The following is a 25,689-nucleotide window of genomic DNA, read 5'->3' as shown; positions in this document are numbered from 1 at the left end:
GCGTACAACTTGCGCTTATCGATTTCCCGGTTCCAAGGCTGACAATGCGACTGGTTTTCCCCACATTGATGCTCACCGCCCTCGCCCTGCTGACGGGTGCCGGCGCGAACGCTGCACCGCAACACGCGTTGACCGTTTATGGCGAACCCGCCAAGTACCCTGCCGGTTTCAGCCACTTCGACTACACCAACCTGCAAGCGCCCAAGGGCGGGACGATGCGCCGCTCGGCCATCGAGATCGGCCATTTCGACCATGTCCTTCCTTATATAGACAAAGGCATCGGCGTCACTCAGATCGATGGTTTGCTTTACTCACCGCTGGCCCAGCGCTCGCTGGATGAGCCTTACACCGTCTACGGTCTGGTCGCACAAAAGATGGAGCGCTCGGACGATGGCCTGTCACTGCGGTTCTTCATCAACCCCAAAGCACGCTTCGCCGATGGCCAAGCAATCACTGCCGAAGACGTGCGTTACACCTACGATTTATTGATGACCCAGGGCAGCTTGCGTTATCGCACCCAGTTCGCCGACGTCAAAGGCGTCGAAGTCGAAGCTCCACTGACCGTACGCTTCGACTTCAAAAGCAATGAAAACCGCACCCTGCCACTGGATATCGCGACTCTTCCGGTGTTTCCCGAACACTGGTGGAAGAGCCGCGATTTCGCCGGCGGTGGCGGTTACGAGCCGCCATTGGGCAGCGGTCCCTATCGCGTCGGCAAAGTCGATTCGGGGCGCAGTATCACGTTTGAACGCAACGCCGACTGGTGGGGCAAGGATTTGCCGGTCAGTCGCGGCTTGTACAATTTCGATCATTTCAGCATCGAATACTTCGGTGATACCGATGTCGCCCGCCAAGTGCTGCGCGGTGGCGCTTATGACTACAACCGAGAGTTTTCGGCCACTGGCTACTCGATCGGCTATGACAGTCCCGCGCTGAGCGATGGACGCCTGCAAAAAGCCCACTTGGCCACCGAGGCGCCACAGTCAGCCCAGGGTTTTGTGTTCAACCTGCAGAAACCCATGTTCGCCGATCGCCGCGTACGCCAGGCACTGGCGATGCTCTGGGACTTCGAGTGGAGCAACCGGCAGATGATGCGCGGTATGTATATCCGCCAGCAGAGCTACTTCTCCAACACGCAACTGGCAGCAAGCGAACTGCCCGATGCGCAGGAGCTGAAAATCCTCGAACCGTTGCGTGGCCAGGTTCCGGACGAGGTTTTCAGCAAAGTCTTCGAAGCCCCGAAAACCGACGGCAGTGGGCTGATCCGTGACAAGCAGTTGCAAGCCCTCGAACTACTTGAGCAGGCCGGCTGGAAACCCGATGGCGATCGACTGGTGAATGCCGAGGGTGAGCCGCTGAGTTTTACGTTCCTCGTCAGTCAAAACGGCATGGATCGCTTGCTGCTGCCCTACAAGCGCACGCTGAAACAGATCGGCATCGAACTCAATATCCGGCGCATCGACTCCTCGCAATACGTCAATCGCCTGATGAGCCGCGACTACGACATGATCGTCACCGGTTACCCCGTCACCACGGCCCCCGGTGGAGAGTTGCTCAACTATTTCGGGTCCGCCGCAGCCAACGATCCGGGGGCCAACAACTATATGGTGTTGAAAAACCCGGCGGTCGACACCTTGATCAACGGTCTGATCCGCGCTTCGACGCAACCCGACATGTTGCACTACGCCCACGCGCTCGATCGGGTGCTGCAATGGAACTACTACTGGATTCCCAACTACTACCCGCCCGGTTCCTCGACGGTCTGGTGGAATCGTTTTGGTATTCCGTCGGTGCAGGCGAGCAATGACGAAGCCATCGAGAGCTGGTGGGAGATCAGCAGCACACCACTGACCAACCAGCAAATGACCGCGGAAAAAATTTCCCGTGGCAGACCCGGAGGGCCGCACTGATGTGGGGTTACATACTGCGGCGCCTGCTGCTGATCATCCCGACACTGGTGATCATTTTGCTGGTCAATTTCGTCATCATCCAGGCCGCGCCTGGTGGCCCGGTAGAACAGGCCATTGCCCACCTGCAAGGGATCGGCGGCGCCGGTGTCGGCGGCGGTGCCAGCGAAACCATGGGCGGTACTTCCCGCGCCAGTCGCGGTCTCGACCCGCAATTGATCAAGGACATCGAAAAGCAGTACGGCTTCGATAAACCGGCCCATGAACGCCTGTGGCTGATGCTGAAGAACTATGCGCAACTGGATTTCGGCAAAAGCTTCTTCCGTGGCGCCACGGTCACCGACCTGATCCTGGAAAAAATGCCGGTGACCATTTCCCTCGGGCTGTGGGCGACACTGATCACCTATCTGGTGTCGATCCCGCTGGGCATCCGCAAAGCCGTGCATCACGGCAGTCATTTCGACATCTGGAGCAGTACGGCAATCATCATCGGCTACGCGATGCCGGCGTTTCTGTTTGCAATGTTCCTGATCGTGGTGTTTGCCGGCGGCACGTCGCTGAATTGGTTTCCGGTGCGTGGTCTGGTATCGGACAACTTTGAATCGCTGTCGACCCTAGGCAAGATTGCCGATTACTTCTGGCATTTGGTCCTGCCGGTGACTGCGCTGGTGATCGGTGGTTTCGCCACGCTGACCATCCTGACCAAAAACTCGTTTCTCAATGAAATCACCCGCCAGTATGTGGTGACCGCGCGCGCCAAAGGCCTGAGCGAACGTCGCGTGCTGTACGGCCATGTGTTCCGCAACGCGATGCTGCTGGTGGTGTCCGGCATCCCGCAGGCGTTCATCAGTGTGTTCTTCGCCGGTTCCTTGCTGATCGAAGTGATCTTCTCCCTCGACGGCCTCGGTCGCATGAGCTACGAAGCGGCTGTCTCGCGGGATTACCCGGTGGTGTTTGGTTCTCTGTTCATCTTCACCCTGTTTGGCCTGCTGATAAAACTGATCGGCGACCTGTGCTACACCCTCGTCGATCCGCGCATCGACTTCGCCGCGAGGAACGCCTGATGCTCAAGCTCTCGCCTTTAGGTCGTCGCCGTTTCGAGCGTTTCAAGAAAAACCGCCGTGGCTGGTGGTCGCTATGGCTGTTTATCGGGCTGTTTGTGCTCACCCTGGGCGGCGAGCTGATCGCCAACGACAAACCTTTGGTGGTCAGCTTTCAGGGCCAGTGGTACTTCCCGGTATTCAAGCGCTACACCGAACAGGAATTTGGCGGGCAACTGCCGTTCCAGGCGGATTACCGCAGTGATTATGTGCAAAACCTGATCCGCAAGGACGGCGGCTGGCTGCTGTTCCCGCCGATTCCGTTCAGCGACGACACGCCCAATTACGACCTCACCAAACCGGCGCCGAGTCCGCCCACGGCAGTCAACTGGCTGGGCACCGACGATCAGTCCAGGGATGTGCTGGCACGGGTGATTTTCGGCGCGCGGGTATCGATCCTGTTCGCGCTGATGCTGACCTTCGTCAGCGCCCTGATCGGCATCGCCGCAGGTGCCCTGCAAGGCTACTACGGTGGTTGGGTCGATCTGCTCGGGCAACGTCTGCTCGAGGTGTGGTCGGGATTACCCGTGCTGTACCTGCTGATCATCCTCTCCGGTTTTGTCGAGCCGAACTTCTGGTGGCTGCTGGGAATCATGGCGCTGTTTTCCTGGCTGGCACTGGTGGACGTGGTGCGCGCCGAGTTCTTGCGGGGGCGCAACCTGGAATACGTCAAAGCTGCGCGCGCGCTGGGTCTGAGCGATCGCAAGGTAATCTTTCGGCACATCCTGCCGAACGCCATGAATGCAACGCTCAGCTACTTGCCGTTCATTCTGACCGGGGCAATTTCCACCCTCACTGCGCTGGATTTCCTCGGCTTCGGCATGCCCGCCGGAAGTGCTTCGCTGGGCGAATTGATCGGTCAGGGCAAACAGAATCTGCAAGCACCGTGGCTCGGGTTGACGGCGTTTTTCACGTTGGCGCTGATCCTTTCTCTACTGGTGTTCATCGGCGAGGCATTACGTGATGCCTTCGACCCACGATCTTGAAGCGTGCCCATGACTGACAACCTGATTGAAATCCGTAACCTCAACGTCGCGTTCAATGGCCAGAACGTGGTGCGCGACCTGTGCCTGGACATTCGCCCCGGCGAGTGCCTGGCGCTGGTAGGCGAGTCGGGCTCGGGCAAATCGGTGACCGCCCATTCGATCCTGCAATTGCTGCCCGAAAGCGAGGCGCAAACCACAGGCAGCATTCGCTATCGCGGACAGGAGCTGATCGGCGCCGATCCCAAGGTCTTGCGCGAATTGCGTGGCAACCGCATCGCGATGATCTTCCAGGAGCCGATGACCTCGCTCAACCCGCTGCACACCATCGAAAAACAGATCGGCGAAACCTTGCTCCTGCACCGTGGCCTCGGCGGCAAAGCGGCGCAGGCGCGGATCCTCGAATTGCTCGGACTGGTGGGCATCCAGAAGCCCAAGGAACGCCTCAAGGCTTACCCGCATCAGCTCTCCGGCGGACAACGACAACGGGTAATGATCGCCATGGCGCTGGCCTGCGAACCGGAGCTGTTGATCGCTGACGAGCCGACCACAGCGCTCGATGTGACCGTGCAGCGCAAGATCCTGCTGCTGCTCAAATCCCTGCAACAACGCCTGGGCATGTCGCTGCTGCTGATCAGCCATGACCTCAATCTGGTGCGCAGCATTGCCCAGCGTGTGTGCGTGATGAAGGCCGGGGAAATCGTCGAACAGGCGCCCTGCGAAACCCTGTTTACCGAGCCGAAGCATCCCTACAGCTGCGTGCTGCTCAACGCCGAGCCCGAAGGCGAAGCCCTGCCCCGGGATGAGCGCGAAAACGTGCTGGAGGTCGATGATCTAAAGGTTGAGTTTGTCGTCGGTGGCGGGCTGTTTCAGCGCAAGCAATACCTGCGGGCGGTGGACGGCATCAGTCTGAGTATCCAGCGCGGCAAGACGTTGGGGATCGTCGGCGAGTCGGGCTCGGGCAAATCGACGCTGGGTCAGGCGATCCTGCGTCTGCTCGACTCCGAAGGCAGTATCCGCTTCCAGGGCGAAGCACTCGACGGTCTTAATCAGAAGCAAATGCGCCCGTGGCGCCGCCAGATGCAGGTGGTATTTCAGGATCCGTTCGGCAGCCTCAGCCCGCGCATGTCAGTCGCGCAGATCATCAGCGAAGGTCTGGAGGTGCACTGCGAGTCGACGGCTGACGAGTGCGATGAGCAAGTGATCCGCGTGCTGAAAGAGGTCGGCCTCGATCCGCAAAGCCGCCATCGCTATCCCCACGAATTCTCCGGTGGCCAACGCCAGCGCATCGCAATCGCGCGGGCGCTGATACTGAAACCGGCGCTGATTCTGCTCGACGAGCCGACGTCGGCGCTGGATCGCACGGTGCAGAAACAAGTGGTCGCCCTGCTCCGCCAGCTTCAGGAAAAACACGGTCTGACTTATCTGTTCATCAGCCATGACCTGGCGGTGGTACGCGCCCTGGCCCACGACATGATCGTGATCAAGGACGGCAAAGTGGTCGAGCGTGGCGCCAGTCATGATGTGTTTGAGGCGCCGCAGCATCCGTACACCAAAGAGCTGTTGGCGGCGGCGCATCCGGGGTAGGCATAATCTGTGTCCGGCCTGAAACCGAGTCGCGGCTTTCGCGAGCAGGCTCGCTCCCACAAGGTTCAGGTCGTTTACAACAGTTGTGACAACCCAATCTACTGTGGGAGCGCGCCTGCTCGCGAAAGGGCCAGCATCAGCAACACACAATCAGGATCAGCCGTCAGATGAACACCACCGAAAGCCTCAAGGACTACCAACGGGTTCGCACCCTGGCGATCCGTTCGCTGTTCGAGATCATTGAACAATCCAGCGAAGGCACGGTGATTGTTGATCGCGATGCCAACATCGTCTGGATGAACGAGCGTTACGCCCGACGTTTCGGTCTTGAATCGGCAGCAGGCGCAATCGGCAAGCCGTGTGAGAGCGTGATCCCCGGTAGTCTGTTGCGCGAGGTGGTGCGTACCGGGCGGCCCATTCTTCTCGATATGCAGGACACCCCTAAAGAGCCTCTGGTGGTGATGCGTCTGCCGATTCACGATGACGCCGGTACGGTAATCGGCGCGATCGGTTTTGCCCTGTTCGACGAGTTGCGCACCCTGTCGCCGATGCTCAAGCGTTACTTGAGCATGCAGGAAGAACTGGCCTCGACCCGCTCTCTGCTGCGCGCCCGGCAGACCAAATACAACTTCGCCCATTTCATCGGCACCAGCGCTGCCAGCCTTGAAGTCAAACGCCGCGCCCGGCGCAGTGCCAGTGCCGAGTCGCCGGTGTTGCTGCTCGGCGAAACCGGCACCGGTAAAGAGTTGCTGGCCCAGGCGATTCACAGTGCCTCGCCACGGGCGCACAAAGCATTCGTCAGCATCAACAGCGCGGCAATTCCCGAGGCATTGCTGGAGGCGGAATTCTTTGGCACCGCGCCGGGCGCATTCACCGGCGCCGACCGCAAGGGCCGCACCGGCAAGTTGCAGATCGCTCAGGGCGGCACGTTGTTTCTCGACGAAATCGGCGACATGCCGCTGCCCTTGCAGAGCAAACTGCTGCGCGTGTTGCAGGAAAAGGAGTTCGAACCGGTCGGCTCTAACGAGGTGATTCAGAGCGATGTCCGCGTGATTGCTGCCACCTCGACCGATTTGCAGGCAGCGATCAAACGCGGTGAGTTCCGCGCCGATTTGTACTATCGCCTGAATGTGTTGCCGATTCAGGTGCCGCCGCTACGTGAACGTCTCGATGATTTACCGGCGCTCAGTGAAGCGATTCTGGAAGAACTGCGCAGCCAACACGAACTGCACCGGGATGCGCTGGCGTTGCTCGGCCAGCATGCCTGGCCGGGGAACATTCGCGAACTGCGTAATGTGCTGGAACGGGCGGCGTTGCTCAGTGATGACTTGATGCTGACCGAGCAGGATATGCGTGCGGCGATTGGCACGTTGACGCCGGTTGAGCGTGTGGCGGTGCCGACGATGGAGGCGCTGGCGGATGAGACGTTCGCTCAGGCCCGGGAGCGGTTTGATCGGCAATTGATTCAGTCTGTGCTTGCGCAGTGTGCGGGGAAAGTGCCGGAGGCGGCTGCGCGACTGGGGCTGGGGCGGTCGACGCTGTACAAGAAAATGGTGGCGCTGGGGATTGCCTGAATCTCTAAATAGAGACAACGATCTCTTTCTGTAGATGGTTTTTTAAGATCAAAAGATCGCAGCCTTCGGCAGCTCCTACATGGAGATTTTCGTGTCCGCACTGTAGGAGCTGCCGAAGGCTGCGATCTTTTCGGCTTAACTCCGTCTCTAAAACGAGACAAAACACCTGAAAACTTTCCACCACATTCAATAATATCCTTATATTTCAATACCTTAGATACCTGGCACAGATCTCGCTATAGCCTCTCCCACACCGTTCCACCCACAAAAATAACAATTCTGGAGAGACACACCATGAGTGTGATCATTGCCTTGGCAGCCCTGGCGCTGCTGATGCTGGCCGCCTACCGTGGCTACAGCGTTATCCTCTTCGCCCCGATTGCCGCCCTCGGCGCTGTCCTGCTCACCGACCCTTCCGCCGTCGCCCCCGCCTTCACCGGGGTGTTCATGGAGAAAATGGTCGGCTTCATCAAACTGTATTTCCCTGTGTTCCTGCTCGGCGCCGTGTTCGGCAAGTTGATCGAACTGTCGGGTTTCTCCCGTTCGATTGTCGCTGCGGCCATTCGCCTGCTCGGCACTAAACAGGCAATGCTGGTGATCGTGCTGGTCTGCGCTCTGCTTACTTACGGCGGCGTGTCGCTGTTCGTCGTGGTCTTTGCGGTTTATCCGTTTGCTGCCGAGATGTTCCGCCAGAGCAATATCCCCAAGCGCCTCATCCCGGCGACCATCGCCCTCGGGGCTTTCTCGTTCACCATGGATGCCCTGCCCGGCACGCCGCAGATCCAGAACATCATCCCCAGCACCTTTTTCAACACCACCGCATGGGCGGCGCCGTGGCTGGGCGTGATCGGCACGATTTTCGTGTTCTGCACCGGCATGCTGTTTCTGCAGCGGCAACGCAACAAGGCCCAACGTGCTGGCGAAGGCTACGGCACTGAATTGCGCAACGAGCCGGAAACCGCTGAGGATCTGAAGCTGCCGAACCCATGGATTGCCCTGTCGCCGTTGCTGGCGGTGGGCATCATGAACCTGCTGTTCACCCAGTGGATTCCGCAGTGGTACGGCAAGACCCACAGCCTCGCGCTGCCGGGCATGGCGGCTCCGGTGACCACCGAGATCGCCAAACTGACGGCGATTTGGGCCGTACAGGCGGCATTGCTGGTGGGCATTCTGATGGTTCTGGCGTTCGGCTTTCAGGCCATTCGCAGCAAGCTTGCCGAAGGCAGCAAAAGCGCGGTAAGCGGTGCGTTGCTGGCGGCGATGAATACCGCTTCCGAGTACGGCTTTGGCGCGGTGATCGCGTCGCTGCCGGGCTTTTTGGTGCTGGCGGACTGGCTCAAGCAGATTCCCAATCCGCTGGTCAACGAAGCCATCACCGTGACCCTGCTTGCCGGTATCACCGGCTCCGCGTCGGGCGGCATGAGTATTGCGCTGGCGGCGATGTCCGAGCAGTTCATCAGTGCTGCCCACGCGGCGAATATTCCGCTGGAAGTGCTGCACCGCGTCGCCGCCATGGCCAGTGGCGGCATGGACACCCTGCCGCACAACGGCGCGGTCATCACCTTGCTCGCGGTGACGGGCCTGACCCACCGCGAAGCCTATAAAGATATTTTCTGTATTACGCTGATCAAGACCCTGGCGGTTTTCGTAGTGATCGGCACTTTCTACGCCACTGGCATTGTGTGAGGTATTCATGACGACTCTTTCCGGCAAGACCGCGCTGGTGACCGGTTCCACCAGCGGCATTGGCCTGGGCATCGCACTGAGCCTGGCCAAGGCTGGTGCGAATCTGATTCTCAACGGGTTCGGCGATGCGTCCCAAGTCATCGCCGAAGTCGCGCAGTTCGGCGGCAAGGTTGGCCATCATCCGGCCGATGTCAGTGATCCGGCGCAAATTGCCGACATGATCAATTACGCCGAGCGCGAGTTCGGCGGTGTCGACATTCTGGTCAACAACGCCGGCATCCAGCACGTCGCCGCCGTCGAGGAATTCCCCGTCGAGCGCTGGGATTCGATCATTGCCATCAACCTGTCTTCGGTGTTTCACAGCACGCGCCTGAGCTTGCCGGGAATGCGCGCCAAAGGCTGGGGGCGGATCATCAATATCGCCTCCGTGCATGGCCAGGTCGGTTCGACCGGCAAAGCGGCGTATGTCGCCGCCAAGCACGGTGTGATCGGCTTGACCAAAGTGGTCGGTCTGGAAACCGCGACCAGCAATGTCACTTGCAACGCGATCTGCCCGGGCTGGGTGTTGACCCCGCTGGTGCAGAAGCAGATCGATGATCGTGCCGCCAAAGGTGTCGATCCGCAGCAGGCGCAGCATGATCTGCTGGCCGAGAAGCAGCCGTCGCTGGAGTTCGTGACCCCGCAGCATTTGGGCGAACTGGTGCTGTTCTTGTGCAGCGAGGCCGGCAGCCAGGTGCGTGGCGCGGCGTGGAATATTGATGGTGGCTGGTTGGCCCAATAGCACAGCCATTCCCTCTCTGTGGGAGCGAGCCTGCTCGCGAAAGCGGTGGGTCAGCCAATGAAGCCGTTGAATGCACGGACGTCTTCGTGAGCAGGCTCGCTCCCACAGGTGCTATGTGTGCGCTCGACCTTGTGCATGAATAAAACAAGAGGCAAACAATGTCCGACATCCTCTGGCAACCCGACGCCAACCGTATCGCCCAATCGCGCATGGACACCTTTCGCCGTGCGGTCAATCAGCGCCATTCACTGCAACTCGACGATTACCCTGCCCTGCATCAGTGGAGCGTCGAGCAGCGTGCGGAGTTCTGGCAGGCGATCGTCGACTTCTTCGATATCCGCTTCCACACACAACCGGATGCGGTGCTGCGCGAAGGCCCGAACATGCCCGACGCCGAGTGGTTTCCCGGTGCCACGCTGAACTTCGCCGAACACCTGCTGCGGCGGCGTGACGATGCCGTGGCGGTGATCAGCGTGGCGGAGAACGGTCAACGCGAGCAGTTGACCTGGGCCGAACTCGCCGAGCACGTCGGCGGATTTCAGGCCAGTTTGCAGGCCGCCGGTGTTGGCCTCGGCGATCGCGTCGCCGCGTGCATGCCTAATACCTGGCAAACCCTGGTGGCAATGCTCGCCACCACCAGTCTCGGCGCAATCTGGTCGTGCTCCTCACCGGACTTCGGCACCCACGGGGTGATCGACCGCTTCGGCCAGATCGAACCCAAGGTGCTGCTCACCTGCGCCGGTTATCGCTATGCCGGCAAACACATCGACCAGACCGACAAAATCAACGGAATACTCGAACAACTACCAACGCTGAGGCAGTTGATCATCGTGCCTTACGCGCAGCCGCAGGCGCGAGTCGAGGCTTACAAAACTCACGCTGAAGTGTCTTTGTGGAAGGACTTTTATCAGGTCGGCGGCGAACCGGACTTTGTACCGGTGCCGTTCCATCATCCGCTGTATGTGCTGTATTCCAGCGGCACCACCGGCGTGCCGAAATGCATCGTCCACAGCACCGGCGGCGTGTTGGTGCAACACGTCAAGGAACACGGGCTGCACTGCGATCTCGGCCCGGGCGATCGACTTTTCTACTACACCACCTGCGGCTGGATGATGTGGAACTGGCTGGTTTCGGCGCTCGCGGTCGGCAGCGCCGTGGTGCTGTATGACGGCTCGCCGTTTCACCCGGACAACCAGCGTTTGCTCGACTTGATCGACGACGAGCGCATCAGCGTGTTCGGCACCAGCCCCAAGTTTCTCGCCACCCTGGAAAGCAGCGGAGCGAAACCCCGTGAAAGTCATGATCTGGGTAGCCTGAAGACGCTGCTGTGTACCGGTTCGGCGCTGTCGCCGCAAAGCTATGACTTCGTCTATCGCGACTTCAAAGCGCAGGTGTGCCTGGCATCGATGTCGGGTGGCACCGATATCGTTTCCTGCTTCGTCAACGCCAATCCGCTGTCCTCCGTGCGACGCGGCGAGATCATGGGCAAGAGCCTGGGCATGGCGGTTGAAGTCTGGAACGACGCCGGTCAGCCGGTGATTGGCGAAAAAGGCGAACTGGTCTGCACCCGGCATTTCCCGGCCATGCCGATCGGCCTGTGGAATGACCCGGACGGAGCAAAACTGCGGCAATCGTATTTCAGCCTGTTTCCCGGGGTATGGGCCCAGGGCGATTACGCCGAGCAACAACCTCACGGCGGGATGCTGATCCATGGCCGCTCCGACGCGGTGCTCAATCCGGGTGGTGTACGCATTGGCACGGCAGAGATTTATCGCCAGGTCGAGAAAGTCGCCGAAGTGCTGGACAGCGTTGCCATCGGTCAGCAGTGGCAGGATGACGTGCGGGTGGTGCTGTTTGTGAAGTTGCGCGAAGGGCTGGCACTGGATGAGGCATTGGAGCAGCGCATCCGTCAGGTGATCCGCGCCAATACCACCCCAAGGCATGTACCGGCGAAGATCGTGGCGGTGACGGACATTCCGCGCACCATCAGCGGCAAGATTGTCGAACTGGCCGTGCGCGAGGTGGTGCACGGAAGGCCGGTGAAAAACACCGACGCGTTGGCCAATCCCGAAGCGCTGGAGCAGTTTCGGGATCGGCCGGAACTGAGCTTTTGAACTCGACGCTGACGCTCTGCCGACAAGCGTTGGCGAAAGCGCGTGGCGTCAGAGAGGCTTGTTCAGCGTTATGACAACCGGTTGAACAATCGCGTTGCCACCACTGGTGTCGAGTGCACTGCGGATGATGGTCATGTTGCCTTCGAATGTAGTTTTGTCCGTAGCCATCTGACTCAGTAAGGAGGTGGCAATTGCCAAAGAGTCCGCATTCTCAAAGGCGTCTGACACTGCGTGATAATTTGCACTCGAATTCGCCACCGGCAAGTTGCCGGACGCAAGATTCAGCAGGGGTGCCACGTCCAGACGCTGTCCGCTGTCGCTTTTATGCTCGGTGTCAGTGGCGTAGCCAACGTCGACAGTCTGCGCACTGCCATGAAACAGTTCATGAATCAGGTCATCTGCCACCACATCATGGTTAAAGCCCAGATTGACGAAGTGTTTGTTGAGGTTTTGCGTATATATCTCGACAAACGCAATACCATTCGCGTCGCTGGAACTGGCGCTTTTCCAACGCTTGTAGTTGTTCACATCAAAAGAGGCGATTGTCTCGTTATGCTTCACTGCATCGAGAAGTGTGTTGCTCATCGAGAAGCCAGCAAAATCAAAGCGAATCAACCGCAGATAATTCACCAGTCGATCAGTGGCCACCTGTGACGTGTCACCGAACAATGCCTTCATCAGTTGATCGCCATCTCGCTTGAATTCACGTCGACTGATGACGTCGATGGCGTTGTCAATCTTCGCCCGGGCCCGGGGCAGACTTTTTTCGATGAAGTTGCGCGTATAGCTCGCCGGTAGTGTCTTGGGTGAGTACGGTAACTGCAGGGGTGTCTTATAGCTGAACCCTGTCAGTGGTTTACCCCAAAGATTGCCACGGCGGTTCAGGGCATACCATTTGTTGCCACTGCGTGCGGCCAGCACCGTAACCACGTTGCCAGCGTTGCCACGTGGCTTCCAGTGCCCCAATCCCAGATGTGCATTCTCTGAAGCACTGATCAGATCGTAGGATTGCCGACGGCCACTGAGTTTGTGCAACTGACTGTTCGCCTTGGCAACAATGTCATGGCTGCTCTTGCTGAAACGCAAAAAGCCCTTGTTCACCAGTTTTCCGCCCGCCTGTATGCCGGAAGGCACGCCATCCAGCGGATTGAAGAGGGACACGGCCGAGGTGAATGCCAACTTGGTAAAGCGCGCGGCTTTGGAAGACGTTGAAACAGCCTTGGCCGAAATGCTCAACACTTTCGAAGCGGCTCCCGCCACCGTTCCCACCAGACCGATGCCATCCATCAAACATCCGTAAATGCCATCCACTATCTTGTCATGTTCACCCGAGGCAATATCCTCGATGCATCTTTTGAAAGGCACCACCAAGTCGATGAAATAAGTCAGCAACCGTTCGCCCTCCTCCCTGGAGAGTTCCAGTGGAGTCGGTACGCGTACTATTTCTCTCAGCTCGTTTCTATTCAGGTAGGGTCGGTTTTTAACCAGGAAGCTGGCGACACGGTTGATATCCGGGTCGTTGAATTTTCTATAGAACCCTGATTTTCGCGTCACAGGCGTTTGCGGCCCATCCAGTACACCAAAATAATCGATGATGGCCTTACTGCTGGTAATCGAAGAGTCCTGCGCTACGGCATGGGTGTAGCGTTTGACATCGAGCGGGAGGCTTTGAGTCTCTGTGATGCTCACTTGAAACGTGATATTCGCGGAGGCACTCATTCTTGAACGTTGTTGCAGTTTTTTCTCTCGCTTGATTAAAGCAGCCAAGGCGTCATTTTTTCGGGTTTCGCCCCGCGATGTAAACAATTCATAGCAGACGTCAGCATTTTTATAAGACGCATACATCACAATGCCAAAACGTCCTGTGGCGGCATCTCTGCTTTGTTGTGTTTCCCGCGCAAGTTCCAGGTTCAGGGGGCCGCCCGTTCGATGCGATCTAAAATAAACGGCGGACTGACGTACCGTGAAAAAGTGAATATCGGCATTTAAAAACACATGCAGATCGGTCTCAGACATCTGCGCCAGAGCCAGTTTTACAGTGGACAACATGGCGCTATTCAAATCATTGAAATGCACGTCCAACTGACGATCCATTTCGACATCGCAGGAGCCAAGTTTCAGTAGGTTCGGATAACGCGTGTAAATGCTGACGCCGGACGGGTTGTAGTTGAGGGCGGGCCTGGGAACACCGTTAGTGACCAAGCGCACAGTGCGTCTGTCCCACTTGCCGGTGAGCAGATCACCTGATTGATACAAGTCGACCATGGACATGACCTGCTGCCCGCCTTTTTCGGACAGTGCTTTTTCGTCCAGGGTGTCGCAGCCCGGCGCGGCGATTTGCAAAGCCTTACGGGCAATCTTCGCTCTGTCGGGTAACGGCGTCGAAAATGCCTTGGCGATTTGCGCGAACGTTTCCGAGTGTTGTTCGAATGCATCAATCGCACGTCGGGTAGCGGCTTCCTCGTCTTGTTCGAGTTGCGCGGTTGTCACTATCTGATTGATCAGCGCCCAATCGACGATCGGGTCGATCATGGCCAGGTCGCGCTTGTGTTGCTGTGACTCACTGATCGGTTCCAGTTCGCCATAAGCCATGACCTGCGCATAGGTCATTACCCGCGTCGCCCCGGTTTTTACAGTCTCGACCAGAATGACGGCACGACAGAAATTGATCCAGCCAATCGAGCCGAGGGTAATCGACGATGGCATTTCCCTGACCAGGAATTCTGGTGCGTTGCGGGCCAGTAACAGGTGAGCCAGCAACGGTTCCAAGCCCGCTTCTACCCATTTTCGGGTTTGCAGAAAAGCGGTCAGTTCGTCACGAACGTCTGACGGGTGACGGTCAACATTGCCCGCCGCATACAGGTCAATTCCGGCAACGTGATTGCGCTGTATGTCATGACCAATCGACGAATCCAGATCAAGCAACATTGCCGTCATCAGCAATTGCGCGAGGATGTCAGCGGGCACCTCGTGCTCCATGTTCACACCGAACCAACCCAACTCTTTCAGATATTTTACGGCGAGCATCCGCGCGACCGGATGATTGACGAATTCGACAACAAGTTGGGCCGCGCTTTCATGCGAGACAGTGGCGCGACCGGTGACATTGTACAAAGCCGTCAGCAGCTTCCTCCCCTGCATCAACTTGGCAGTCGCATTACGAATGTCTGAAAACTGCTCCTCGGACAATGTGACTAACGCCTGATTCTCTGTTTGAAAATGTTCCCAGTAGTTTCCTGGCTCTTCCACTTGAGGATCAAACTTGAACAAGGCGATCAACTCGCGAAGCTTCGCTTTGGTATCGGGCAACCTTATGTCATGAAATCGAAACCATTGATCGAGTGTCATATCGTTATCAGGCCAAATGTAACCCCCGGCCACCTCAGCGACGTTTGAAATCAACGCCAATGTTGCCTGTGTCGGCTCGCTGAGTTGAAAGTGACCTGCCGCTACCAGATCCACCCAACCCCTTGCCGCACGGACTTCCATCTTGCCATCAGCCGTAACGCGTATGAGGCCGTCATGATCGTGCGCGTTTTCCCGGGCCAGCGCACCGATGACCGGGCCGGTACCAAGCAGTCCGTTGAGCAGAACCTGGCCGGGGTTATAGATCTCGTATAAAGACGATCCCGCCTGCAGTTCTATTTCATGCGCGTACCAATTGATCTGTTGATCATCAGTGTATTTATTTAACGCCACTTCCAATTCAGCCAAGACCGATTGCCGTTCAACCGCATCTGCTTCTGTTCTTTGCTTCCACTCGGAAAGAGCAGCCGCCGACGACCAGAATATCTTACCCTTGGTTTTATCATTCATTATTAGAACCTCATCAAGTTAGTTGGCTGATGACTTCAGCTCGATGACGTTCTACGTTTTTCGATATAAGCAATCCATTTAAAAAATATGAGTTGTTATTTCTTGCCGGAGGTTTACAAGAAAAAACAGCCAACGTTCAATCCATGAGCCCCCACCCCTCTGACAGTGAATCATTACTATCACTTGCCTCCCCCGCAAGTTTCATCCGCAACTTCAAATTATTAACCGAATCTGCATTCTTTAAAGCTTCCTGTGCACTTATCGCGCCCTCGGCGACCAATGTAAACAGCGCAGCATCAAAGGTTTGCATGCCCAGTTCAGTGGACTTTTCCATTATCGGTTTCAGTTCCTCGAACTGCCCGCGCCGAACCACGTCAGCGATGGTTGGCGTGCCCAATAACACCTCGACAGCCGCCCTTCGTTGCCCATCGAGCGTGCGCACCAAACGCTGTGAGATAAATGCTTTCAAGTTATTGCCCAGCGTATGCAACAACTGCGGCCGTCGCTCTTCCGGGAACATATTGATAATCCGGTCCAGTGCCTGATTGGCGTTGTGCGCGTGCAACGTCGAGAGCACCAGATGCCCGGTATCGGCGAATGCCAAGGCATGTTCCATGGTTTCGCGGTCGCGGATTTCGCCGATCAGCACCACATCCGGTGCCTGGCGCAGGGTGTTCTTCAGAGCGGCGTGGAAGCTGCGTGTATCAACCCCGACTTCCCGTTGATTGATGATCGAGCGCTGATGGCGATGGATGTACTCGATCGGGTCTTCGATGGTGATGATGTGCCCGGTGCTCTGGCGGTTGCGGTGGTCGATCAGTGCGGCCAGCGACGTCGATTTACCCGAGTCGGTGGCTCCGACAAAGAGGATCAACCCTTGCTTGAGCATGACGGTGTCGAGCAGTACTGCGGGCAATTTCAGATCGGCAAAACGCGGGATGTCGAGTTTGACATTGCGAATGACGATCGATACATCGTTGCGCTGCTTGAAGATATTGACGCGAAAACGCCCGATGCCCGCTCGCGATATCGCCAGGTTCATTTCCAGATCCCGGTCGAACTCCCGCCGTTGCTCGGCGTCCATCAGGGAGGTGGCGATGGCGGCAGTTTCACCGTTCTTGAACGGGCGTTCGCTCAAGGCTGTGAGCACGCCGTCGACACGCGCACTGGGCGCTGCTCCGGTGGAGAGAAACAGATCCGAACCGTTTTTATTGGACAAAATTGACAACAGCGCATCGATTTCCATGGCAAAAAGCACCCGCGAAGCATTCAATGAACAGACGGTGGCCTGCGCCTGGCGCAGACCCGCTGCAACAATGATAGACGTCGCCTCAACGAACCACGCTCAGGATTGATGTAATGAATGCTGTACCGAACACCGACGACGCGCAGGCACTCATCGCCCTTACCGACTGGAGCCGCAGCCCGCTGGGCGCTGCCGGCAACTGGCCGCAGAGCCTGCGCACCGCGGTGGACATCGTGATTCACTCGCCGATGCCGATGCTGTTGTTGTGGGGCCCGCAACTCACGCAGATCTACAACAACGGTTTTGCTCTGCTCGCCGGGCACAAGCATCCGCACGCTTTCGGACAGCCTGCGCACCAGATCTGGCCGGAACTTCGCGACTTTACCGACCCGATTTACAGCGCCGTCCTACAAGGCCAGGTTCGCACCTACAGCGAAAGACGCTTCACCCTGCAACGGGACGGCAAAGAGTCCGACTTCTGGCTGGACCTGACTTACAGTCCGATCCGCGATGAGACCGCGCAGGTCGCCGGGATCCTCGTCACCGCCATCGAAACCAACGAACGCCGCCGCATCGCTCTGGAACTGCAGCGACGCTCCGAGGAAAGCCTCAAGGCTCAACGGGAAACCGAGGAGCGCCTGCAATTGGCCCTGGCCGCGACCGATGCCGTCGGCACCTGGGATTGGGACATCGGCGAAGACCGTTTTATCGCCGATGCGCATTTCGCCCAATTGCATGGCGTCGATCCCAGCCTCGCCGGACGCTTGCCGATCAGCGATTACTTGCAAGGTGTGCACCCGGAAGACCGCGCGATGATTGCGCGCAGCATCAAACACTGCATCACCCACGGCACCGAATACGCTGAGGAATATCGCTTGCAGCAAGGCGATGGCGAGGTGCGCTGGGTATTCGCCCGCGGGCGTTGCTACAAGGATCATCATGGCCGCCCCATGCGATTCCTCGGGGCGGCGCTGGACCTGACCGAACGCAAACACACCGAACAGGCATTGCGCCAGAGCCAGACCGAACTGCAGCTGATCATCAACGCCATGCCGATCCTGATCAGTTATGTCGACTGTGAAGAGCGCTTTCGCCTGAACAATGCGGCCTATCTGGACTGGTACGGCCTCACGCCACAGGAACTCTACGGGCGCACGATTCGCGAAGTCATCGGTGAAGAAGCCTATTTCCTGCGCCTGCCTTACATTGCCGAGGCGCTGGCTGGCAGACCGTGTTCGTTCAGTCTGTACACCCCACACCGCGATGGCAGTAATCGCCATGCGCTGATGAATTACTTGCCGCGTTACGCCGCCGACGGTGCGATCAGTGGTTTCTATATCTTTGTGATCGATGAGACCGAGCGCAAGAAAACCGAAGAAGCACTGCGTAATCTCAACGAAACCCTGGAAGAACGGGTCAGCGCCCGCACTGAACAACTGGCCCAGGCCAACCAGCGTTTGCAGAACGAGATGTTCGAACGCGAGCGCGCCGAAGATGCGCTGCGCCATGCGCAGAAGATGGAGGCAGTCGGTCAGCTCACCGGCGGTATCGCCCACGACTTCAACAACATGCTCACCGGGATCATCGGCAGCCTCGATTTGATGCAGCGCTACATCGCCAACGGCCGGGCCGACGAGATTGGCCGTTTTACCGAAGCCGCCGTGTCATCGGCCAACCGTGCGGCGGCGCTGACCCATCGTTTGCTGGCGTTTTCACGACGCCAATCGCTGGATCGCAAAACCCTCGATGTCAATGAACTGGTGCATTCGCTGGAAGACCTGATCCGCCGCACCAAGGGCGATCCAATCGAACTTACCCTGCGTCTGGCCGAAAATGTCTGGCCGGTCAGCACCGACGTCAGCCAACTGGAAAACGCCCTGCTCAACCTGGTTATCAATGCCCGCGACGCGATGCCCGATGGCGGCGAGCTGCTGATCGAGACGGCCAACATCTATCTCGACGGCAGCGACATCACCACGCTCGAACCGGTCAAGGCCGGCGATTACCTGATGCTGGCGGTCAGCGACAACGGCACCGGCATGACGCCCTCGGTGCGTTCCAAGGCTTTTGATCCGTTCTTCACCACCAAGCCGATCGGCCAGGGCACCGGGCTGGGGCTGTCGATGATTTATGGTTTTGCCCAGCAGTCGGGTGGCCATGTCAGCCTCGACAGCCTGCCGGGCCAGGGCACGTGTGTGCGCTTGTACTTGCCGCGCTTGTTCGGCGTCGAACCGGAACGGCCGGCCATTGTGGCCGTTGAACAACCGTCGGCGACGGCGACCGGTGAAACCGTGATGGTGGTCGAGGATGACCCGGCGGTGCGCATGCTGGTGCTCGATCTGCTCCGGGAGTTGGGTTATCAGGCGCACGAAGCCGAAGATGCCAAGACCGCCCTGCCCCTGCTGGAATCCGGTCTACGGGTCGATCTGCTGGTCACCGACGTCGGCCTGCCGGGCATGAATGGCCGGCAACTGGCGGAAATTGCTCGTCAGCATCGGCCGGGTCTCAAGGTGCTGTTCATGACCGGTTACGCGCAGAAAGCCGCCGAGCGTCAGGGTTTTCTTGAGGACGGCATGGACATGGTCGCCAAACCCTTTGCCATTGAGCTGCTGGCCAGCAAGATCCGCACGATGATCAGCCAAACCCCGTGACTTGAGGCATAATCCGCGCCCCGCCGTCACCCCGTTATCAGGTACCGCACGATGAAAGCCCAAGCCCGCCACATTCTGGTGAAAACCGCCGAAGAGGCCGAACAGCTCAAACAACGCATCGCCAAGGGTGAAGCGTTTGACGTGCTGGCGAAGAAATTTTCGACCTGCCCGTCCGGCAAGCGCGGCGGCGATCTGGGTGAAGTGCGGCCGGGGCAGATGGTCGGGGCGATTGATGCGGTGATTTTCAAAAAACCGCTGCGCACCGTGCATGGGCCGATCAAGAGCAAGTTCGGCTATCACCTGGTGCAGGTGTTTTACCGCGATTAATACTTTTCTCACAGGAGCTGTGTAGGAGCTGTCGAGTGAAACGAGGCTGCGATCTTTTGATCTTGATCTTGATCTTGAAAAACAAGATCAAAAGATCGCAGCCTTCGGCAGCTCCTACAGGGATTGCATTTCAGGTTCTGGGAATCAGTGCTCCTGGCACCTGAATCACCTTGCTGGCCAGCAGGTGCCCGGCCTCGGCAGCCTCCGCCGGACTACCACCCGATAGTCGACTGGCCAGATACGCCGCACTGAACGAATCCCCCGCCGCCGTGGTGTCCACCACCGTTTCAACCGTCTGCGCCGGCACCTCGAATGATTCGCCATCACAGCGAATCAAACAGGCTTCAGCGCCACGCTTGAGCACCACTTCCGGCGTGCCGAATGGCGCGTAAGCGGCAAACACCGCGTCGCAATCGGCGAAACCGAACAGCGCCTGTTCGTCATCCACCGTCAACAACGCCAGATCAACGTAAGGTAATACGCTGCGATACGCCGCGCGCGCGTCTTCTACCGAGGCCCACAGACGTGGCCGGTAATTGTTGTCGAAGACGATGCGCGCATCACGCTGGCGCGCTTCGATCAGCGTCTGGATCAGCTTTTCCCGGCCCAGTGCACCGAGCACGGCCAGGGTGATGCCGCTGAAATACAACACATCGTAATCCGGCAACGCCGCCAGAATCGGCGCGGCGGCCGGGGTGGTGAAACAGTCGCGAACCGCCGCTTCATTGCGCCAGTAGAGAAAACGCCGCTCGCCGCTGGCATCCGTCTGAATGCAATACAGGCCCGGCAAGCGCCCCGGCAGACGCTGCACCAGATCCAGGCCAATGCCTTCGCTGGTCCATATCCGGCACATGGCGTCGCTGAAGCTGTCATCGCCCAGTGCGGTGACGTAATCGACCTGCGCCTTGTCGCCCATGGCGCGGGACAGATACACCGCGGTGTTCAGGGTGTCGCCGCCGAAGCTTTGTTGCAGGCTGCCGTCGGCGCGTTGCTGCAGTTCGATCATGCATTCGCCAATCAGGGCGATGCGCGGAGTATTCGGGCCGAGGGGGCTGAGGGTGTTCATCTTGTGCTGTCTCTGTTGATCGATGGTGTCTGGACTGGCGCTTTCGCGAGCAGGCTCGCTCCCACACTTGGAATGCATTCCCTGTAGGAGCGAGCCTGCTCGCGAATCGCCGCGACTCGGTTTCAAGTCTTAGAAACAAGTCTCCATGCTCTCAATCACCGATAACTGCTCATCCACCAGCAACCCCACACGCCACTTGTCGAACGTCAGGCACGGGTGCGACGTGCCAAAGGAAATAATGTCCCCGACCCGCAACTCAACGCCCGGCGCCACGCTCATGAACGCATGTTGATCCATCACCGCCGTAACCTTGCACGCACTGACGTCATCGCCCACCGCCGGCACCACACCGGCCTTATAGCGCAGCAACGGCACCGGCAACCCGGCATCGAACGCAACATCACGCTTGCCCAGTGCGATCACCGCAAAACCCGGCTCCGGCAGCGACTGCACGTGCGCCCAGACTTCCAGCGCCGGGCGCAGACCTTCGTGCAGATCACTGCGGCGGTCGAGCACGCAGCACTGCGCTTCCTTGTAAATACCATGGTCATGGGCGACGTAACTGCCGGGACGCAACACGCTGAGGAAACGCCCGGCGGCGTTCTGCGCTTCGAACGATTCGGCAATCAAGTCGTACCATGCCGAACCCGAGGCAGTGATGATCGGCTTGGCAATGGCAAACGCGCCGCTGTCCTGCAACTGCACCGCCAGACGCACCAGCGATGCGGCGAATTCACGAATCCCGCTGACCGCATGATCGCCGTGAATCACCCCTTCGTAACCCTCGATGCCGGTCAGGGCCAGCGCCGGTTGTGCGCTGATCGCCTTGGCCAGCTCGATGACTTCCTGCTCGCTGCGGCAGCCGCAACGGCCGCCGACCACGCCGTATTCGATCATCACGTTCAGCTTCACCCCGCGCGAGGCGAAGTACGCGCCGAGATCGGCAACGTTATCCGGGTGATCGACCATGCAATAGAAATCGAACGACGGATCGGCGAGCAGATCGGCGATCAATGCCATGTTCGGGGTGCCGACCAATTGGTTGGCCATCAGCACCCGACGCACGCCATGCGCATAAGCCGCACGGGTCTGGGTCGCGCTGGCGAGGGTGATGCCCCACGCGCCGGCGTCGAGCTGACGCTGGAACAGGGCCGGGGTCATGCTGGTTTTACCGTGGGGCGCCAATTCGGCACCGCTGTCGCTGACAAACTTTTGCATCCAGCGAATGTTGTGCTCCAGCGCTTCGCGATGCAGCACCAGCGCCGGCAGGCTGACGTCACGCGCCAAGTGCGCGCCGATGGCAGCGTCGCCCTTTTCCCCAGCAGTATTGATGGCAGTCGTCATGGTCGAACTCCTCACATTCGCGGCCGCAGGCAGCCGCGGTTATTCGTTGATCCGCCGGGCGAGGCTGTTGGCGCTCTCGATCAGCACCCGGCGATAGTCGTCGTAATTGTTTTTCGCATCAGCCCGTGGCGCGACGATGCACAAGGTGCAAATGGCCACGCCTTGCGCGTCTTTGACCGGCGCGGCGAAGCAATGGGTAAAGGTGTCGGCAACACTGTCGAAGGAGAAGAAGCCGTCAATGCCGGCCTGACGGATCTCCGCCAGAAAGCGTTCCAGCGGCAGACGTTCGCCGTCGGGCAGGATGTAGTCGTCTTCGTCGATCAGGTCGATGATCTGTTGATCGCTCAAATGCGCGAGCAGCAGGCGCCCGGAAGCGGTCCACGGGATCGGCGCGTTTTCGCCGATGTCGGAGGAAATCCGGAAATGCCGCTCGCCCTCCTTCATCAGTGCCACGGTGTATTTGCGCCCGTTGAGCAGGCACATCTGCGCGGTTTCGCGGGTCTGGCTGACGATCTCCTGCAAGGCGTGATCGGCCTCGCGGCTGAGGTCGAAGTGACGCAAATGCGCCTGACCGAGAAAGTACAACTGCCGGCCCAGGTAGACATGACCGTCCTTGCCCACCGGCTCCAGAATCCGGCGTTCGAGTAATGAAGCGACCAGTTCGTAAACCGTGGATTTCGGGCTGCCGATGCCGTTGGCGATGTCGTTGGGGCGCAGCGGCTGGCCGATTTCCTTGAGGAAATCGAGAATATCGAACGCCCGGTCCAGACCGCGGGCCCGGCGTTTGATGGTGTCTTCGGTCATGTCATTACTCACTCAATATTCCCTGTAGGAGCTGCCGCAGGCTGCGATCTTTTGATCTTGCCTTTCTGGCGCATCCAAAAATGCCAAAAGATCGCAGCCTTCGGCAGCGCCTACAAGAGCCGCGGTGTATCAGGCCTTCTTCTTGTACGCGATGCAGTCGATCTCGACCTTGCAGTCGACCATCATGCTCGCTTGTACACAGGCCCGCGCCGGTGCGTGTTCAGGCTTGAAGTACTCGCCGAAGACCTTGTTGAAACTGCTGAAATCCCGCGGATCATCCAGCCACACCCCGGCCCGCACCACATCCTCCAGGCCATAACCGGCCTCTTCGAGAATCGCGATCAGGTTCTTCATGGTCTGGTGGGTCTGCTCGACAATGCCGCCCACGATGATCTCGCCATCCACCGCCGGCACCTGGCCAGACACATGCAGCCAGCCATCCGCTTCAACGGCGCGAGCGAATGGACGTGGCTGGCCGCCAGCGGCGGTGCTGCCGGTGCCGTAACGCGTAATGCTCATGGGTGTTTCTCCTGATGTGAAAACGTAAGATTAAAACCGCGTGTTTTTCAGAAACTCAGCCAGACGCGGCGATTGCGGGCGTTCGAACAGTTCCTTGGGAGGCCCCTGCTCTTCGATCCGCCCCTGATTCATGAAAACGATCTTGTCCGAGACCTCAAAGGCAAATCGCATCTCGTGGGTCACCAGCAACATGGTCATGCCGTCCTCGGCCAGGCCCTTGATCACGTTGAGCACTTCGCCAACCAGCTCCGGATCGAGCGCCGAAGTGACCTCATCGAAAAGCATCAGGCTCGGGTTCATCGCAATCGCCCGGGCAATCGCCACGCGCTGTTGCTGACCGCCGGACAGTTGACCGGGAAAATGATTGCGCCGCTCCAGCAAGCCGACGCGCTCCAGCCATTTCTCGGCGAGCGCCACGGCTTCGTCCTTGTGCATTTTCTTCACCTTGAGCAAACCCAGAGTGACGTTCTGCAACGCGGTCAGGTGCGGGAACAGGTTGAACTGCTGGAATGCCATGCCGGTCATCGCGCGATGGCGGGCGATGACTTTTTCCGCGTGGCGCACGCGTTTGCCGTTGACCTCGTCATAGCCGATGGATTCACCGTCGAGCAGGATCTGCCCGCCCTGGAATTCTTCGAGCATGTTCACGCAACGCAGCAGCGTGGTTTTACCCGAGCCGCTGGAGCCGATCAGCGTCACCACGTTGCCGCGCTGCATGCTCAGATCGACACCCTTGAGGACTTCGACTGCGCCGTACTGTTTGTGCAGGCCACGGATGTCCAGCAACGCTTGATGCTGTGAGGAAACTTGAGCTTGAGTCATGGCAAGGCCACCCGTTTTTCAATGTGCCGGCCGAGTAATTCGATGCCGTAGTTGATGACGAAGAACAGAAAACCGGCGAACAGGTAGAACTCCAGGGTCATGAAGTTCCGGGCGATGATCTGTTGCGTGCTGAGCAGCAATTCGGCGACGCCGATCACCGAGAGCAAGGTCGACGCCTTGACGATTTCGGTCGACGAGTTGACCCAGGTCGGCAGGATCTGCCGCAGTGCCTGCGGCAACAATACGTAGCCAAGGGATTGATAAAACGTCAGGCCAATGGCTTGGCCCGCCTCCATCTGCCCACGCGGCAAGGCTTGCAGCGCTCCCCGCACGATTTCGGCAACGTGCGAGCCGCAAAACAGCGTCAGGCCCAGTGCGCCGGCCTGAAATGCGCTGATCTGCCAGCCGAGCGCCGGCGCCATATAAAAGCAGGCCAGCACCAGCACAAACACCGGGGTGCCGCGTATCAAGTCGACGTAAAAACGGAACGGCGCGCGCATCCAGAACTTGCCGTAGGTCAGCACCAGCCCGGCGACAACCCCGAGCACAGTGCCGAGCAGAATCGCCAGCGCCGACACTTGCACGCTGGTCAGAAAACCCTGCCACAGCGGCTCACGCGCGACCCACAATTCATGTAACCAACTGGGAGATTCGTACATCGCAGCCTCCTATCGGCGGATCGCCAGACGCTGCTCGAGGTAACGCAGCAACATGGCAATGAGGTAACAGGCCGCGACATACAACGCCGTGGTCACCAGCCAGGTTTCGATCACCCGGTAGCTCTCGACGTTGATCTTGCGCGCGTAATAGGTCAGCTCCGGCACCGCAATTGCGGCGGCCAGGGAGGTGTCCTTAAACAGCGAAATGAAGTTGTTCGACAGCGCCGGCAAGACATTGCGCAGCATCACCGGCACGGTCACGTAAGCCTTGACCTGCCACTCGCCGAGACCGATGGCCAGCCCGGCTTCGCGCTGCCCTTTGGGGATGCTCAGCAAACCGCCACGGAACACTTCGGTCAGGTACGCCCCGGCATACAACGAGAGCGTGATGATGAACGACGGAATCTTGTCCAGACGAATGCCCAGGCTTGGCAACGCAAAATAGATCAACAGAATCAACACCAGAATCGGCGTGTTACGCACCACCGTGACGTACACCGAAGCCAGCACCCGCAAGGCGCGATGCTTCGAGAGCAAGGCAAACGCCATCAGCAGGCCGATCACGCAGCCGATGGCGATCGACACCAAGGCCAGTTCAAGGCCCAGACCGAGCCCCGCCAGCAAGGTGTCGAAATCGCGCCACACGGCGGCAAAGTTCAACTGATAGTTCATGGTCAGCAGTACCTTGAGCGGGGCGACGGCA

Annotated in this window: 19 protein-coding genes; 10 read left to right on the top strand and 9 right to left on the bottom strand. The window is 58.8% G+C overall.

Going from position 1 to position 25,689, the window contains the following annotated elements; all coding sequences use genetic code 11:
- The first annotated feature begins 44 nt into the window (after positions 1-44).
- From BK670_RS06680 to BK670_RS06645, 8 genes are all read left to right on the top strand, one after another.
- Entirely contained in the window at positions 45-1,910 is a 1,866-nt protein-coding gene (locus BK670_RS06680) for an extracellular solute-binding protein (RefSeq protein WP_123449123.1), read from the top strand.
- Positions 1,910-2,971: a microcin C ABC transporter permease YejB gene (locus BK670_RS06675; RefSeq protein ID WP_123449122.1), complete on the top strand. Its 1,062-nt coding sequence runs from the start codon at positions 1,910-1,912 to the stop codon at positions 2,969-2,971. Before BK670_RS06680 ends, BK670_RS06675 begins: the two co-directional genes overlap by 1 nt.
- Positions 2,971-3,993: an ABC transporter permease gene (locus tag BK670_RS06670; RefSeq protein WP_123449121.1), complete on the top strand. Its 1,023-nt coding sequence runs from the start codon at positions 2,971-2,973 to the stop codon at positions 3,991-3,993. Before BK670_RS06675 ends, BK670_RS06670 begins: the two co-directional genes overlap by 1 nt.
- A gap of 9 nt (positions 3,994-4,002) precedes the next feature.
- Positions 4,003-5,577 carry an ABC transporter ATP-binding protein gene (locus tag BK670_RS06665; protein ID WP_123449120.1) on the top strand — a complete coding sequence of 525 codons (1,575 nt, stop codon included), beginning with the start codon at positions 4,003-4,005 and terminating at the stop codon, positions 5,575-5,577.
- A 167-nt stretch (positions 5,578-5,744) separates the two neighbouring features.
- Complete coding sequence (locus BK670_RS06660) at positions 5,745-7,151, top strand: sigma-54 interaction domain-containing protein (RefSeq protein WP_123449119.1); 1,407 nt, start codon at positions 5,745-5,747, stop codon at positions 7,149-7,151.
- 294 nt (positions 7,152-7,445) lie between these two features.
- A complete protein-coding gene (locus tag BK670_RS06655; protein ID WP_123449118.1) occupies positions 7,446-8,837 on the top strand; it encodes a GntP family permease in 1,392 nt (463 codons plus the stop codon).
- 7 nt (positions 8,838-8,844) lie between these two features.
- On the top strand, positions 8,845-9,618 hold the full coding sequence (gene hbdH / locus BK670_RS06650) for a 3-hydroxybutyrate dehydrogenase (RefSeq protein WP_123449117.1): 774 nt from the start codon (positions 8,845-8,847) through the stop codon (positions 9,616-9,618).
- 158 nt (positions 9,619-9,776) lie between these two features.
- Positions 9,777-11,732 carry an acetoacetate--CoA ligase gene (locus tag BK670_RS06645; protein ID WP_123449116.1) on the top strand — a complete coding sequence of 652 codons (1,956 nt, stop codon included), beginning with the start codon at positions 9,777-9,779 and terminating at the stop codon, positions 11,730-11,732.
- Between the two features lie 48 nt (positions 11,733-11,780).
- Here the strand turns inward: BK670_RS06645 and BK670_RS06640 are convergent, their stop codons facing one another.
- Together BK670_RS06640 and BK670_RS06635 are read right to left on the bottom strand one after the other, a co-directional pair.
- Positions 11,781-15,548: a hypothetical protein gene (locus BK670_RS06640; protein WP_148047005.1), complete on the bottom strand. Its 3,768-nt coding sequence runs from the start codon at positions 15,546-15,548 to the stop codon at positions 11,781-11,783.
- A gap of 136 nt (positions 15,549-15,684) precedes the next feature.
- Positions 15,685-16,794 carry a PilT/PilU family type 4a pilus ATPase gene (locus BK670_RS06635; protein WP_123449114.1) on the bottom strand — a complete coding sequence of 370 codons (1,110 nt, stop codon included), beginning with the start codon at positions 16,792-16,794 and terminating at the stop codon, positions 15,685-15,687.
- A 113-nt stretch (positions 16,795-16,907) separates the two neighbouring features.
- On the opposite strand from BK670_RS06635, the gene BK670_RS06630 reads away from it, so the two are divergent.
- Positions 16,908-19,445, top strand: coding sequence for a PAS domain-containing hybrid sensor histidine kinase/response regulator (locus BK670_RS06630; RefSeq protein ID WP_123449113.1), 2,538 nt, complete (start codon positions 16,908-16,910; stop codon positions 19,443-19,445).
- Positions 19,446-19,496: 51 nt separating this feature from the next.
- Positions 19,497-19,772: a peptidylprolyl isomerase gene (locus BK670_RS06625; protein ID WP_007912322.1), complete on the top strand. Its 276-nt coding sequence runs from the start codon at positions 19,497-19,499 to the stop codon at positions 19,770-19,772.
- Positions 19,773-19,902: 130 nt separating this feature from the next.
- On the opposite strand, the gene BK670_RS06620 is transcribed toward BK670_RS06625, so the two are convergent.
- From BK670_RS06620 to BK670_RS06590, 7 genes are all read right to left on the bottom strand, one after another.
- Positions 19,903-20,838 carry a sugar kinase gene (locus tag BK670_RS06620; protein ID WP_123449112.1) on the bottom strand — a complete coding sequence of 312 codons (936 nt, stop codon included), beginning with the start codon at positions 20,836-20,838 and terminating at the stop codon, positions 19,903-19,905.
- Between the two features lie 129 nt (positions 20,839-20,967).
- Positions 20,968-22,182, bottom strand: a complete 1,215-nt coding sequence (locus BK670_RS06615; RefSeq protein WP_123449111.1) for an amino acid deaminase — start codon at positions 22,180-22,182, stop codon at positions 20,968-20,970.
- A gap of 39 nt (positions 22,183-22,221) precedes the next feature.
- Complete coding sequence (locus BK670_RS06610; protein WP_123449110.1) at positions 22,222-22,986, bottom strand: IclR family transcriptional regulator; 765 nt, start codon at positions 22,984-22,986, stop codon at positions 22,222-22,224.
- Positions 22,987-23,115: 129 nt separating this feature from the next.
- Complete coding sequence (locus BK670_RS06605; protein WP_007912330.1) at positions 23,116-23,505, bottom strand: RidA family protein; 390 nt, start codon at positions 23,503-23,505, stop codon at positions 23,116-23,118.
- A gap of 30 nt (positions 23,506-23,535) precedes the next feature.
- Entirely contained in the window at positions 23,536-24,327 is a 792-nt protein-coding gene (locus tag BK670_RS06600) for an amino acid ABC transporter ATP-binding protein (RefSeq protein ID WP_123449109.1), read from the bottom strand.
- On the bottom strand, positions 24,324-24,986 hold the full coding sequence (locus tag BK670_RS06595) for an amino acid ABC transporter permease (protein ID WP_123449108.1): 663 nt from the start codon (positions 24,984-24,986) through the stop codon (positions 24,324-24,326). The genes BK670_RS06600 and BK670_RS06595 overlap by 4 nt, the downstream gene beginning before the upstream one ends.
- Positions 24,987-24,995: 9 nt before the next feature.
- The gene (locus BK670_RS06590; RefSeq protein WP_003225455.1) at positions 24,996-25,658 is read right to left on the bottom strand and encodes an amino acid ABC transporter permease; all 663 of its coding nucleotides are present in this window, start codon (positions 25,656-25,658) and stop codon (positions 24,996-24,998) included.
- Positions 25,659-25,689: the final 31 nt, after the last annotated feature.

Source organism: Pseudomonas fluorescens (assembly GCF_003732425.1).
GTDB lineage: Bacteria > Pseudomonadota > Gammaproteobacteria > Pseudomonadales > Pseudomonadaceae > Aquipseudomonas > Aquipseudomonas fluorescens_BE.
This window is presented reverse-complemented; position numbering and strand designations above follow the sequence as displayed.